10 protein-coding genes are annotated in these 13,179 nt (G+C 63.5%); 4 read left to right on the forward strand and 6 right to left on the reverse strand.

What is annotated here, in order from left to right:
• Positions 1-4 precede the first annotated feature (4 nt).
• Positions 5-1,309: a nicotinate phosphoribosyltransferase gene (gene pncB / locus FJ414_RS23545; protein ID WP_140646782.1), complete on the reverse strand. Its 1,305-nt coding sequence runs from the start codon at positions 1,307-1,309 to the stop codon at positions 5-7.
• Between the two features lie 282 nt (positions 1,310-1,591).
• Positions 1,592-2,575: a transcriptional regulator GcvA gene (gene gcvA / locus FJ414_RS23550; RefSeq protein WP_140646783.1), complete on the reverse strand. Its 984-nt coding sequence runs from the start codon at positions 2,573-2,575 to the stop codon at positions 1,592-1,594.
• A gap of 218 nt (positions 2,576-2,793) precedes the next feature.
• On the opposite strand from gcvA, the gene speB reads away from it, so the two are divergent.
• The 4 genes from speB (at position 2,794) to FJ414_RS23570 (ending at position 6,029) form a co-directional block, all read left to right on the forward strand.
• Positions 2,794-3,849: an agmatinase gene (speB, locus tag FJ414_RS23555; RefSeq protein WP_140646784.1), complete on the forward strand. Its 1,056-nt coding sequence runs from the start codon at positions 2,794-2,796 to the stop codon at positions 3,847-3,849.
• A gap of 75 nt (positions 3,850-3,924) precedes the next feature.
• On the forward strand, positions 3,925-4,722 hold the full coding sequence (locus FJ414_RS23560; protein WP_140646785.1) for a transporter substrate-binding domain-containing protein: 798 nt from the start codon (positions 3,925-3,927) through the stop codon (positions 4,720-4,722).
• Positions 4,723-4,728: 6 nt separating this feature from the next.
• On the forward strand, positions 4,729-5,385 hold the full coding sequence (locus tag FJ414_RS23565; protein WP_140646786.1) for an amino acid ABC transporter permease: 657 nt from the start codon (positions 4,729-4,731) through the stop codon (positions 5,383-5,385).
• Positions 5,382-6,029: an amino acid ABC transporter permease gene (locus tag FJ414_RS23570; RefSeq protein WP_140646787.1), complete on the forward strand. Its 648-nt coding sequence runs from the start codon at positions 5,382-5,384 to the stop codon at positions 6,027-6,029. The genes FJ414_RS23565 and FJ414_RS23570 overlap by 4 nt, the downstream gene beginning before the upstream one ends.
• A 40-nt stretch (positions 6,030-6,069) precedes the next feature.
• Here the strand turns inward: FJ414_RS23570 and FJ414_RS23575 are convergent, their stop codons facing one another.
• The 4 genes from FJ414_RS23575 to FJ414_RS31895 form a co-directional block, all read right to left on the reverse strand.
• Complete coding sequence (locus tag FJ414_RS23575; protein ID WP_140646788.1) at positions 6,070-7,473, reverse strand: MATE family efflux transporter; 1,404 nt, start codon at positions 7,471-7,473, stop codon at positions 6,070-6,072.
• A gap of 235 nt (positions 7,474-7,708) precedes the next feature.
• Complete coding sequence (locus FJ414_RS23580) at positions 7,709-10,516, reverse strand: DUF3131 domain-containing protein (protein ID WP_140646789.1); 2,808 nt, start codon at positions 10,514-10,516, stop codon at positions 7,709-7,711.
• Positions 10,513-11,703 (reverse strand): glycosyltransferase family 2 protein, encoded by a 1,191-nt coding sequence (locus tag FJ414_RS23585; RefSeq protein ID WP_246672489.1) that lies wholly within the window; start codon positions 11,701-11,703, stop codon positions 10,513-10,515. The genes FJ414_RS23580 and FJ414_RS23585 overlap by 4 nt, the downstream gene beginning before the upstream one ends.
• Complete coding sequence (locus FJ414_RS31895) at positions 11,606-12,841, reverse strand: NAD-dependent epimerase/dehydratase family protein (RefSeq protein ID WP_246672487.1); 1,236 nt, start codon at positions 12,839-12,841, stop codon at positions 11,606-11,608. Before FJ414_RS31895 ends, FJ414_RS23585 begins: the two co-directional genes overlap by 98 nt.
• Positions 12,842-13,179 lie beyond the last annotated feature (338 nt).

Below are 13,179 nucleotides of genomic sequence, written 5' to 3' on the forward strand. Positions count from 1 at the left end.
TCCTCTACACCTTCACCAACTGCTCCACCCGCCCCTTCTCGCCGAAAATCCTCAGATACCTTTTGATCTCCTTCTCGTCCCCCGTCGCCTTGGCAGGATTGTCGGAGAGCTTCACCGCCGGCCGGCCATTGGCCTCGGTGACCTTGCAGACCAGCGATATCGCATCGAGGCTGTCGGTCTCCGTCGGGGCGCAGCCTTCGAAATCGTTGGTGAGGTTGGTGCCCCAGCCGAAGGACATGCGCACCTTGCCGCGGAAATGCCTGTAGGTCTCCTCGATGGTCTCGACCTCCAGACCGTCGGAGAAGATGAGCAGCTTCTGCTTGGGATCCTTGCCCTTCTTGCGCCACCAGTCGATGATTTTTTCGCCGCCCTCGATCGGCGGGGCGCTGTCGGGGCGGAAGCCGGTCCAGTCGGCGACCCAGTCCGGCGCGTCGCGCAGGAAGGAATCCGTGCCGAAGGCGTCGGGCAGCACGATCAGGAGATTGCCGCCATAATAGCGCTGCCAGTCCTGCAGCACCTTGTAGGGCGCCTCGCGCAATTCCTCCTCGGAATTGGCCAGCGCCGCGAAGACCATCGGCAGCTCATGCGCGTTGGTGCCCAAGGCTTCGAGGTCGTTGTCCATGGCCAGAAGCACGTTGGAGGTGCCGGTGAAGGCATCGCCGATGCCTTCCTTCAGCGCCTCGACGCACCAGCGCTGCCACAGGAAGGAGTGGCGGCGTCTTGTGCCGAAGTCGGAAATGCGGATGCCGGGCAGCGCTTTCAGCCGCTCGGTCTTGGCCCACATCTTGGCCTTGGCGCGGGCGTAGAGCACATCGAGCGCGAACGGGCCGTAGGAGCGCATCGCCGCGCGGGAGCGCAACTCGTTGATGATGGCCAAGGCCGGGATTTCCCAGAGCGTGGTGTACATCCAGGGGCCGGGGAAGGAGAGCTCGTACTGGCCGTCACGCCTGGAAAGCTCGTAGTCGGGCAGGCGGAAATTCTCCAGCCAGGCCAGGAATTCCGGCTCGAAGATCTGCTTGCGGCCATAGAAATTGTTGCCGCCCAGCCAGATCATCTCCTTCTTGGAAAAACGCAAGGTGCGAGCATGGTCGAGTTGGGCGCGCAATTCGCCTTCGTCGATCTCGTCGGCCAGGCGCACCGAGGTGGTGCGGTTGATCAGGGAGAAGGTGGCGTCGACCTTGGGATACATGCCCCAGATCATCTGCAGCATCAGGAGCTTGTAGAAGTCGGTGTCCAGCAGGCTGCGGACGATCGGGTCGAGCTTCCAGGTGTGGTTGTAGACGCGCCGCGCTATATCGGTTTTTGCCATGTCTCAATGCGCTTTCGTTGCTCGCTAGATCAGGATGACGTTTCGTTGAATCGCCATCCTGATCTACTTTTTTGTTGAGCATGATCTTTTCCGAAAACCGGTTCCCACTTTTCGGGATCATGCTCTGGCCGCGGGAATGCCTCTTAGCACTGTATTTTCGAACGCGCTTGCTGCTTTGCAAGCTGGCCCGACAAAAAGCAGCTATGCAAGTCCAACCATCAAGACGCCGCGCCGGAGCATTTCCAGACGGAGGCTACGGCGAAGTCGCCGAGCCTAACCGCTTCACACTTTTCCTGGAATTGCTCTAGCCCCGATCACCTTCAGGGCGGGGCGTTTCCTGCGGCTGGGCACGCGGCCGGCCACCGGCGCGTCGGCCCGGCCCTCATCCTGCTCCTTCTCGGCGAACAGCCAGTCGATGAAGAGCTGGACGATCGGCGCCGAGCGCATTTCGTTGCGGCAGACGACGTAGAAATCATCAACCGCCGGCACCGACAAGGTAAAAGGCGCGACGAGCATGCCCCTGGCCAGCAAGGCGCGCGCGGTGACGGAATCGCCGAGCGCCACGCCATGGCCGTGCACGGCGGCCTCCGTCGCCATGCGCGCATCGCCCAGATGATGGCGGCGGCCGCGCTCCAGATCGAGCGCATCGGCGGCGGCCAGCCAGGTGTGCCATTCGCGGCCGTCGTCGCCGTGCAGGAAGACGTGATCGGCAAGGTCGCGGACGCCGCGGATCGGCCGGTTGTTGATCAGCGTCGGGCTGACCACGGGAAAAAGTTCCAGCCCCGACCATTTGCGTATCCAGCAATCGCTCCAGCTGCCGTCGCCATAATGCACGCAGACGTCGATCTGCGGGGCGCGAATATCACGGGCGTCGTTGGATGGGATCAGCGTCAACTGGATGTCCGGATATTGCGCCGTGAAGGAACCGAGCCGCGGCGTCATCCAGAGCAAGAGCAGCGCCGGCACGCAGGATACCGACAGCGCGCCGGCGCTTGCCGGCCTGGTCATGCGCTGGGTGGCGGCGGCGATGCCATCGAAGGCGGACGAGACCGCCGGCAGGAATTCGGCGCCATGCGGCGTCAGCTTCACGCGCTGACCGGTGCGCTCGAAGAGTTTCACGCCAAGCGATTGCTCGAGCGCCTTGATCTGGTGGCTGACGGCGCCGTGCGTGACATTCAGCTCACCCGCGGCCTTGGTCAGCGAGGCGTGCCGCGCCGCGGCTTCGAAGGCGCGCAGCGGGTTCAGGGGCGGCAGGCGCTTGGCCATGGGTCGGCTCCTACTTTGTGAGATTTTCTCACATCCAAGACCCTAACAATATCAATTGATTTTTCAAAGCGGCTGCCCGACACTTTTGCCCGGAACAGCTTCAAGAGACGTGGAATCCGCAGCACAGCCGGCGGGCAACGATCCAGCCGGACAACAGGCTGGCTTGGCAAATCGTCCATGCGGGCAGTGCTGCGGGCAGGCAAGAGAGGAGACCGGACATGGGTTACGATCGCGGCAAGCTCGAAGCGTTGCGCCGCAAATATGGCGAGAGCCATGGCGGCGAGATGTTCGACCCGAAATTCCGCAAGGTTGCCGACAAGATCTTCAACAAGTCGGGCACAAGGTTGGCGCCCTATTCCGGCATCCCGACCTTCCTCGCCGCGCCCTATCGCGAAATATCGGCCGACAATCCGGATTTCGGCGACCTGCAGGTGGCGATAATCGGCGTGCCGATGGACCTCGGCGTCACCAACCGTCCCGGCTCGCGCTTCGGGCCGCGCGCGCTGCGCGCTATCGAGCGCATCGGACCCTACAACCATGTGCTGGAATGCGCGCCGACGCATGAGCTTCGCGTCGCCGACATCGGCGACACGCCGTTCCGCAGCCGCTACCGGCTGGAGATCAGCCATGAAGACATCGAAAAGCGCACCAACCAGATCGTCGACGCCGGCGTGCTGCCGCTCTCGGTCGGCGGCGACCACTCGATCAGCCACCCGATCCTGAAGGCGGTCGGCAAAAAAGCGCCGGTCGGCATGATCCATATCGATGCCCATTGCGACACCAGCGGGCTGTTCGACATGACCAAGTTCCACCACGGCGGCCCATTCCGCAACGCGGTGCTGGACGGCGTGCTCGATCCCTCGCGCACGATCCAGATCGGCATTCGCGGCTCGGCCGAGTATCTGTGGGAGTTCACCTACGAATCCGGCATGACCGTCGTGCATGCCGAAGAGGTGACCGGGCTCGGCATCCCGGCAATCATCGAGAAGGCGCGCAAGATCGTCGGCGACGGCCCGACCTATATCTCCTTCGACGTCGACAGCATCGATCCGGCCTTCGCGCCCGGCACCGGCACGCCGGAAGTCGGCGGGCTGACGACGCGCGAGGTGCTCGAATTGCTGCGCGGCCTGAAGGGCCTCAACATCGTCGGCGGCGACGTCGTCGAGGTGGCGCCGCAATATGACGCGACCACCAACACCGCCCATGTCGGCGCCCAGGTCCTGTTCGAGATTCTCAGCCTGATGGTGTTCAGCCCGGCCATCAAGAAGGGCTAATGCCATACCAACACGGCCGCCGCGCTGGAGCCGGCGGCCGGATGCAACAAACAAGCTTCCAGCAGGGGAACAACAATGACTCTTCGCAACGCACTGAAATCCGTCATCACCGCGGCCGTCATCCTCGGCGCCGGCCTCGCCACTCAGGCGAAGGCCGATGCCGTCGACGACATCACCAAGGCCGGCGCCATCAATGTCGGCATCTTCTCCGACTTCCCGCCCTTCTCGTCGGCCAGCGCCGACATGAGCATCAAAGGCTACGACGTCGACGTCGCGCAGGCGATCGCCGATGCCTTGAAGGTGAAGCTCAACCTGGTCAGCGTCACCGGCCAGAATCGCATCCCGTATCTCACCGACAAGCGCGTCGATATCCTGATGAGCGTTGGCTACTCCAAGGAACGCGAGCAGGTGATCGACTTCGCCGCCGCCTATGCGCCCTACTACATCGCCGTCATCGGCCCGAAGGCAATGACGGTCAAAGGCAAGGAAGACCTTGCCGACAAGTCGATCGCCGTCAATCGCGGCACGCTGGAGGACACCTCGCTGACGGAAGCAGCACCGGCTTCCGCCGACATCCGCCGCTTCGACAACTACAATGCGGTTATCCAGGCCTTCATCTCCGGCCAAACCCAGCTGATGGTGGTCGGCAACGATGTCGGCGCCCAGGTTCTGGCCAAGCAGGACGCGCTGCAGCCGGAGCAGAAATTCCAGTTGCTCACTTCGCCTTCGCATATCGGCCTCAACAAGAACGAGGACCGGCTGAAGAAGGCGGTCAACGACGCGGTCGCCAAGATGCTCGCCGACGGCAAGCTCGACGAGAGTTCGAAGGCCTGGCTGAAGACGCCGCTCAATCCCGACAACCTCAAGGATTGAGTTGCCGTGGCCTTCGGCTGGCTTCCAGGCGCTGTGGGCGACATCGCTCACGGCGCGGCCACGACGATCCTGTTGATCGCCGTGACCACGGTGGCGGGAACGCTGCTCAGCATTCTCGGCGCCGCGGGCCGGCGGAACGGCCCCGTGCTGCTGCGTCGGGCCATAGGCTGGTATGTCGAGGTGATGCGCAACACGCCGTTCCTGGTGCAGCTGTTCTTCATCTTCTTCGGCCTGCCCAGCCTCGGCATCAGGCTCGACCCGATCCTGGCCGCGATGCTGGCGATGACGCTCAACATGGCGGCCTATACGATCGAGATCGTCGGGGCCGGGCTCGACGCCGTGCCGCGCGGCCAGGCTGAAGCCGCACTGGCGCTCGGCCTCAGGCCTCGCCAGGTGTTCATCAAGATCGTGCTGCCGCAGGCGCTGAAGGTGATCTACCCGGCGCTGACCAGCCAGATCGTCATCATGATGCTGGAATCGGCCGTGGTGTCGCAGATCGCGGTGCGCGAGCTGACCTATGAGGCCGACATGCTGCAGGCCCGCACCTTCCGCGCCTTCGAGACCTATTTCGTGGTGACGTTGGTCTATCTCGGCCTGTCGATTGGGCTGCGCCGGCTGCTCGTTGCCGGGGGGCGCCAGGCGCTTGGAGCAGGTGTTTCATGATCGAGTTCACCTTCTGGGACATCCTGCGCAACCTGCTGCTCGCCGCCCGCTGGACGGTGCTGTTGTCGCTCGCCGCCTTCATCGGCGGCGCGCTGGTCGGGCTGATCGTGCTGTTTTTCCGTATCGCCAAGACCAAATGGAGCCGGCGCATCGCTTCGGGCTATATCGCGCTGTTCCAGGGCACGCCGCTTTTGATGCAGCTCTTCCTGATGTTCTTCGGCCTGCCGATGCTGGGGCTGCGCATCGAACCGTGGACGGCGGCGGCGCTCGGGCTCACCTTCTTCGCCAGCGCCTATCTGGCCGAGATCTGGCGCGGCGGCGTCGACGCGCTGCCGCGCGGTCAGTGGGACGCGGGCGCGAGCCTCGGGCTGCATTATCTGCAGGAGCTCAGGCTGATCATCCTGCCGCAGGCCTTCGCGATCACCCGCGCGCCGACCGTCGGCTTCCTGGTGCAGCTGATCAAATCGACGGCGCTGACCTCGATCATCGGCTTCGAGGAACTGGTCAGGACCTCCAACGCCATCAACAACGCGACCTTCGAGCCGTTCAAGGTCTACGGGCTGGTGGCGCTGATCTTCTTCGCCCTGTGCTTCCCGCTGACGCAATACGCGCGCCGGTTGGAGCAACGCGCCGGAGCGCGTTGAGCCGGCGCAAGGCTGCCGATCGTGCCGGCAGCCTTTCCTGTCAATGCCCGAAGGCCAGCGCCGGCGCGATGCGGTCGCGCCTGAGCCAGCGCGCCAGGAGCAGCGCCGCCACCACGGCCAGCCCCGAGGCCAGGCCGATCCAGATGCCGACGCCGTTCAGGCCGAAATGGAAGGCGAGCAGCACGCCGAGCGGCAGGCCGACGCCCCAATAGCCGATCGCGGCGTAGATCATCGGCACCTTGGTGTCGTGCAAGCCGCGCAGCATGCCGGCCGCGACCGCCTGGGCGCCGTCGAAAATCTGGAACAGCGCGGCGAACATAAGGAACGACACGGCAAGCGTGATCACCCTGGCATTGGCCGGATCGGCGAGATCGATGAAGGCGCTGATCAGCGCATGCGGCCAGAGAATCATCACCAGGCCCATCAGCGCCATGAACGAGACGCCGATGACGAAGGCAGTCCAGCCGGCGCGCGAAACGCCATCCGGGTTGCCGGCGCCGTGCGCCAGGCCGACCCGCACGGTGACCGCCTGGTTGAGCCCGAGCGGCACCATGAAGGAGATCGAGGCGATCTGGATGGCGATCGCGTGGGCGGCCAGCGAATCCGCATCGATCAGCCCCATGAGCAGCGCCGCCGCATTGAAGATCGTGACCTCGAAGGCGAGGATGCCGGCGATCGGCATGCCGAGTCTCAGCAGGCCGCGGAAACGCGGCCAGTCGGAGCGCCAGAAGCGGCCGAACAGACGGTAGCGGCGGAACTTCTTCTCCAGCATCACCACCGCCGCCATGCCGACGAACATCAGCGTGCTGGACAGAGTGGTGGCAAGGCCGGAGCCGGCGATGCCCATCGATTTGACGCCGAGATTGCCGAACATGAACACCCAGTTGAAGAAGGCGTTGCAGGCGACCGCGACGAAAACGATGATCAGCGCCCAGCCCGGCCGCTCCAGCGCCGAGATGAAGGAGCGCAGCACGATATAGCCATAGAAGGGCAGCACCGCCCATTGCAGCCAGTGCAGGTAGACGCCGGCCTGATGCGCGAGCTCCGGTTTCTGGCCCATGGCCAAAAGCACCTCTTCGCCATGCGAGAGAAAAATCCAGATCGGGATCGAGATCAGGATCGCCAGCCACAGGCCCTGGCGCACGGTGCGGCGCAGGTCGCGCACCGAATGGCGGCGGCGGCCGAGCTCGGTCGCCATCATCGGTGAGGTCGCCAGCATCAGGCCGAGGCCGAAGATCAGCGGCATGAAGTAGAGGTTGGCGCCGAGCGCGCCGGCGGCGAGCGTATCGGACCCCAGACGGCCCATCATCATGACGTCGGTCGCGGTCATGGCGGTCTGGCCGAGATTGGTCAGCACCATCGGCCAGGCAAGCGTGATCGTCGCCCTGATTTCCTGACGCCAAAGGTTTTCCGGCGCGCGAGCGCCGGCTTCGATCGCAGACATTGTTCTGCTCTTTCAGAACACGGCGCGTCGGCCAAAGGGCCGGAAGCCGCACAACAACGGCGCGAAATGGCGCCATTTGCGTCGCCTTGTGAACGAAATGCGACATGTTGGCAAGGGAGGGACCCGGGTAGCGATTGATCCAGCCGACGCAATCCGGCGCGACGGCTGCCGCTTCCGTGCCAGGTGACAGAAACGCCGGGCAGCGCGATTCCACCGCCGCAAGGAGCGGCGCAGTTCAGGCCTCTGCGCGTGAAATCAGGGGTTTGCGGCCACCGAGTATATAGGCGACAGACTCGAGGATGACGCCGTTGGTGTTGATATCGGTGACCTCGATCCGCTTGCCGGTCCGCTCGGATATGCCGGCGGAAAAACCTATTCCCTTCATCCTGGCGCGCTCCCTGACATGGGCTACGAGCTTTTGCGCGTAGTCGCCCGGCCGCGCCGCGAGCCACAGATAGGCGCCCTTGGAGTTGACCAGCCGCAGCGAGTCGGAAAGCTTCGCCGCCTTCTCGGGCGCGGAGGTCTTCAACGTGTCGACCGGGAAAGTGCCGCCATCGTGGGTCAACTGGTAGCCCTGGTAGGTGAAATAGGGCGGCCCGGCCATGGCGGTCTCTGAAACGCAGGTCAGGATGCCGGTGTCCTGGAAGCGCTTCATCTGGGCGGCGTAGAGGATGTCCGCGATCAGCCGCCCATGCGGTGATGCGCCCAGCTCGATTTCCTCGGTGACATGAGGCTCGGTCGCGATGCGGCCGCGCCGCTGGATTTCCACCATGGCCGCGAGGGCGGCGTCCATGTCGTTGCTCGGATCCGCGGTGCCGAAGACCGGCGATATCGCCTCGCCCCAGAGGCTGTATCCGCGGCCGGCATAGCCGGCATAGCTGTTGTACTGTCCCGACGAAATCTTGCCGGTGTCGCTCACCACATGCATCTCGCCATCCTTGAGGACGGGTCCGAATGACCAATGCTGCACCAGCTTGAACACCGGGAAGGCACCCGCCGTGTAGCTGTCCAGGATCTTCAGCGCGACGAGCAGGCGCCCGGTATCGGCGCTATCGAAACCATCGCGCTCGCCGCCCCTTGAACTCAGCCGCCGCTCGGTATTTGGAATCTTCACCCCGGCGAAGCTGAAATCACCTTGGCCCAGGAATGCCAGGATCCGATTGATCATCGTCTCGAATTCGGTCTGGTCGATGATGCGCAGGCGTTGGGCGGAAACCGCCGCCAGGATGTGCGATCCGATATCCCACATGGTGACAAACGGATATCCGGCCTGCTTGCCGGATTCGATCCAGGACGTGGCCGGCGCCATGCCGTTGTAATGCCTTGCGCCCCAGTCGAAATAGGTCCAGGCCAGTTCGGCATCGGCCCTTAGCGCTTCCTCCTCCAGCCAATACGGATCGGGTTTTCTCCAGTCCTTCACCGATACCTCGGCACGGGCTTGCCTGATCCGATCCACCTTCGGCATGGCCGGGCAGACGGCTTTGTAGTACTGCGCGAAATTGACCAGCGTCGTCCCCGGCAGGCCTGCCATCCGGGTGATGGAGTCGAGTATCACCTGCTTCTTTTCGGGCGTTTTGGCGGTGTCCGGATGGATGCAGAAGACCGCATCATTGTCCTCTCCAAGATAATCGAAGACCTGTTCTTGCGAGAAATAGGGAAGGTCGCCCGTCCAGGCGGCTTCGAACTTGACGGTATTGGACACATGCAGGATTCCACGCCTGTCGAGACCGTTGAACCAGCGCATGTCGCCCTTCTCGGCGGCGAACATCGGCGTCCCTGTGCCGGCCACGGCATCGAGCGTGTTGTCGTCGAAATCGTCGTTCGGAGGGATATAAGTCAGCGGCAGCCTGCCGGTGGAGCGGTAGATTTCGCTCATGCAGTCCCTGATGAGGTCGACGTCCTTCGCGAGCGAGTTTCCGAGCAGCTCGGAAGGCGTATGATGCCAGCCATGCCCCGCGATATCGTATCGCTGGTCCGCCAGCATCGATCGCAGAAAGGCCTTGCTGTTTTCGTCCGCCGACAGCAGGCCCGCCTTGGGGGCCGGGATGATGGCGTTGGTGACTGGATAGCCGGCTTCGATGAGGCCCTTGACGAAGGCCATGTGGCTCGGATCGGTGTCGCTGTCGAGACGCAGGTCATCCACCCTGACCACGATGTAGCGCCTGCCGGCAGCGCGGCTCTGCGTATAGAGCCTCTGCGGCGTCAGGACACGCACGGCGCCGGATGAGGTGGCCGCAAGCACCGCCTTGGCGACGCCGGCCGCGTAGTCGGCCGCATCGGTGTTGGACAGGCCGGCGAGCGCGTCAAAGGGAATTTCAATGATGACCGGGTCGATGTTGGCGGCAAGAGCCGTGATATTCCGCGCAAGCGCGGCCGAGGCCGTCAGCGCGGCTGTCGCATTGCCCGATGTGGCGGATGTTCGCACCGAGGCGACGGTGTTCACAAGGCCGGTGTTGGTCATCCAATAGCCTCCATCCGGAGGCTGCTGGCCGACCTTGTCGTCTGGCTCGCCCGCAAGACGAATGACGGTGCGAATGCCGGCCGACCTCATCGAGGCGGCGTCCTGAGGCGATTGCAGCGGCTGATTGGTGGTCAGCGTCAGCGCGGTGATGACGGCCTTGGACTTGTAACGGTCGAACGCGTTGATCATGAGCGAGAAGGCGGCCTGCATCTCGCCGGCCTGCCGGGCCTGCAGATAGGGATCGGCCGGCGCGATCTTCGTGGCATGGATTCCGAATTCGATGGCGTTTGGAGCCAGTTCCACGGACTGCCTGATCCACTTGGCCAGGCCGGAGCTGTAACCTGGGATGTCGCCGGGATCGCCTGCCATCTTGATGGTCATGGCGATCGGCAGACCGGCGGACGAGAAGGCGTTTGCGACAGCTTCGAGCTTGCCTGTGTCGGCGCGGGCGCCGACGCCGCTGACGGTCACGATCAGCGGATTGGGCAGGCGCGCCGCGGCCGTGGCGACACCTCGTCCGGCAACGGCCAGGAGCGGGATGCCGATGCCGCCGAGAAGGACCGAACGCCTGGTTATATTCATGAGTGCCTCCTGTCGGCGGCGGGAATTGCGTACCGCGCCGGGCTCACCCAGCGGCCATCGGATTTCGCGGAGAAGGATTTGGCGAGGGCACGCAGGAAAAGAGCGGCGTCGAGAAGCCGGATGGCGGGAAAGGCGATGCCGTAGAGCATCAGGCTCGGCCGCCGCTCGATGACCGCGACGACCAGTGTGAGCGCATAATCGACGGCGAGGAACAGAGCGAGGAGAATGACGGGCGAGACCGGCCGTATCGCCAATTGGCCGATCGACAATGCGGGCACTTCAAGGCCTGTCGCGAGATACGCCAGGACGGCCAGCGGCAAGGCGAGCGCGAAAACCGATATGACGAGCAATTCCGCCAGCAAGCCGCCGAGCGAAAGCCAGAAGCGGCTTGGCCAGATGCCATGCCGGCGCACCGTCTGCCAGAAACCCAGATACCAGCGTTGCACCTGCTTGCGGTAGTCGGAGAGGTTGAACGGATCTTCCGACGAGCATCGCGCTCTCGGCGTATAGGCGACGCGGCCCAGCCCTTTGTGCTGCACCTCGAAGGTCATGTTGAAGTCTTCGATCACAAGGCCCGGGGCCGTGATGTCGATCTGGGTCAGGGCCTGGGTGCGATACATGCTTGCAAAGCCGGGCGCGATATAGCTCACGCTGGTCCATTTCCAGGACTGGCCATATTGGAACGCCGTCTGCAGGATCCTGTAGAGACGTGTGCGATAGGCAGCGAAGAGCATATCCAGCGTCGGCAGGCGCTGATCGCGCCAGCGCGACAGGACATGGCCCGCGACGACGCTGACACCCGGATCGTCGAACAGCGGAAGGGCGTGGTCGAAATAGTGTGGGTCGATTTCGGAGTCTGCGTCCTGGATCAACACCGCCTTGAACCGCTCGCAAAGGCGATAGTGCTTGATCGCCCGGTCTATGGCCTTGGCCTTGCCACCGTTGGGCCGGATATCAAGAGCCCTGCAGCCCAGGCTCCGGGCGATGGAAACCGTGGCATCTTTCGATCCGTCGCTGGCGACATAGATCTGCCGGGCCGGGATGATCGCCTTGAGGGCGGCAATGCATTTGGGAAGCGCGATCTCTTCATTATGCGCGGGAATGACGACCGCGACATCGGCGACCCTGATGGCGCGAGGGATCGCGGCGGCCTTGCTGCTGCCGAGTTCGGCGATGAAGCGCAGCAGCCCGACCGTGCACCAGAATGCGATGTTTATGCCCAGCGACGCGCTGAGAACCATCAAGGTCATATTGAGGGCGGCCGTCGGGCTCATGGCGCGGCGGGCTGCAACCGATCGCCCGGGACCGGCGCGCCGCCGTCCCTCCTGTGCGCGGGGCCGAGAGCCGAGCGGGCAGGCTTGATGCCCATCGCGCGAAGCAGGTCCTGGTAGCTCTGGCGGATGCCTGCTTCCAACGAGATGTTCGGCCGCCAGCCGAGGGCCCGAAGCTTGGTCGTGTCCGGCCAGCGGCCGCGGTGATCTTCGATGAAATGCTCGCGAAAGGCTGCTTCGCCCGCAAGCCGGTCGCCTTTTTCACCGTTGCGAAGAGGTCGCGCACGGTGATCTGTTCGTCGCCGCCGACATTGTAGACCTCGCCGCTTACTCCCTTTTCGACGACGGTGAGAAGTCCGTTCACCAGATCGTCCACATGGAGAAAGGTTCGCGTCTGCGTTCCGTCGCCATAGATCGGCACGGGCTGGCCGGCGATGAGGCGGGTCAACATCTGTGGGATGACACGCTGATCCTTGGGCGACATGGCCGGACCATAGGTGTTGAAAATACGCACGATGCGCACCTCGATTCCATATTTGCCGCCCCAGAAGCGGGTCAGCGCCTCGCCGAAGCGCTTGCCTTCCTCGTAGGGGCTGCGCGGCCCGACCGGATCGACCCGCCCGACATAGGTCTCAGGCTGCGGGAAGACGTCCGGATCGCCGTAAGCCTCGGCGGTGCTGGCGAACAGATATTTCGCCTTGCACCTGCGCGTGATCTTCAACAGGTTCAGCGTTCCGGCGGACGAGGCCATCAGCATCTGCTCGCCCAGCCGCTTGATGTTGGGAACGCCCGTTGGACAGGCCAGGTTGTAGACATGGCTGTAACGACGGCGCTGCAACCGCCGGCAGATTGCCGGATCGGCGATATCCATCTTGATGAAGCCGAAATTTGGATGGCGCGACAACTGGTCGACATTCGCCTGGCGACCGGTGGAGAGATTGTCGACGACATCGACCTGCGCGCCCTGATCGAGAAGGCGACGGGCAAGGTTGGTCCCCAGACACCCCGCGCCTCCGGCGATAAGGCATCTGACTTCGTTGCTGTTCATGCTCATCGAGCGACAATCCTCGTTTGCAAAAGAAGAAAGCCGCACCCCCTCATTGTGCGCCTTGCTCCATGAAACGAGGATTTCCCCAGGCAAAGCAACTGATAGTTAATAATATGATAAACAACAGTGGTTAATTACCTTTTTGTAATCGTTGCTTTTTTTGGCGTTCCTTTTTTAAGATGACCTAAAGTGGAACGACTGCGTGCGAAATCGGCACAAGCAGCGCGCTTGACAATCCGCAGAATCTTGATCCGCCGCGAGCCGCAGTCGCCTTGTTTGCCGGCCCTGCGCAAGGTTCAGCCGCAGAAGAAAACTCGTGGCACAGGAGTTGCATCGCGGCCCAT

The sequence above is a fragment of the Mesorhizobium sp. B3-1-6 genome (assembly GCF_006439555.1).
GTDB lineage: Bacteria > Pseudomonadota > Alphaproteobacteria > Rhizobiales > Rhizobiaceae > Mesorhizobium.

Bases quoted from the DNA above. Each gene is read 5' to 3' on its own strand.
- pncB (WP_140646782.1), bottom strand. From the start codon at position 1,309: ATGGCAAAAACCGATATAGCGCGGCGCGTCTACAACCACACCTGGAAG.
- gcvA (WP_140646783.1), bottom strand. From the start codon at position 2,575: ATGGCCAAGCGCCTGCCGCCCCTGAACCCGCTGCGCGCCTTCGAAGCC.
- speB (WP_140646784.1), top strand. From the start codon at position 2,794: ATGGGTTACGATCGCGGCAAGCTCGAAGCGTTGCGCCGCAAATATGGC.
- FJ414_RS23560 (WP_140646785.1), top strand. From the start codon at position 3,925: ATGACTCTTCGCAACGCACTGAAATCCGTCATCACCGCGGCCGTCATC.
- FJ414_RS23570 (WP_140646787.1), top strand. From the start codon at position 5,382: ATGATCGAGTTCACCTTCTGGGACATCCTGCGCAACCTGCTGCTCGCC.
- FJ414_RS23575 (WP_140646788.1), bottom strand. From the start codon at position 7,473: ATGTCTGCGATCGAAGCCGGCGCTCGCGCGCCGGAAAACCTTTGGCGT.
- FJ414_RS23580 (WP_140646789.1), bottom strand. From the start codon at position 10,516: ATGAATATAACCAGGCGTTCGGTCCTTCTCGGCGGCATCGGCATCCCG.
- FJ414_RS31895 (WP_246672487.1), bottom strand. From the start codon at position 12,841: ATGAGCATGAACAGCAACGAAGTCAGATGCCTTATCGCCGGAGGCGCG.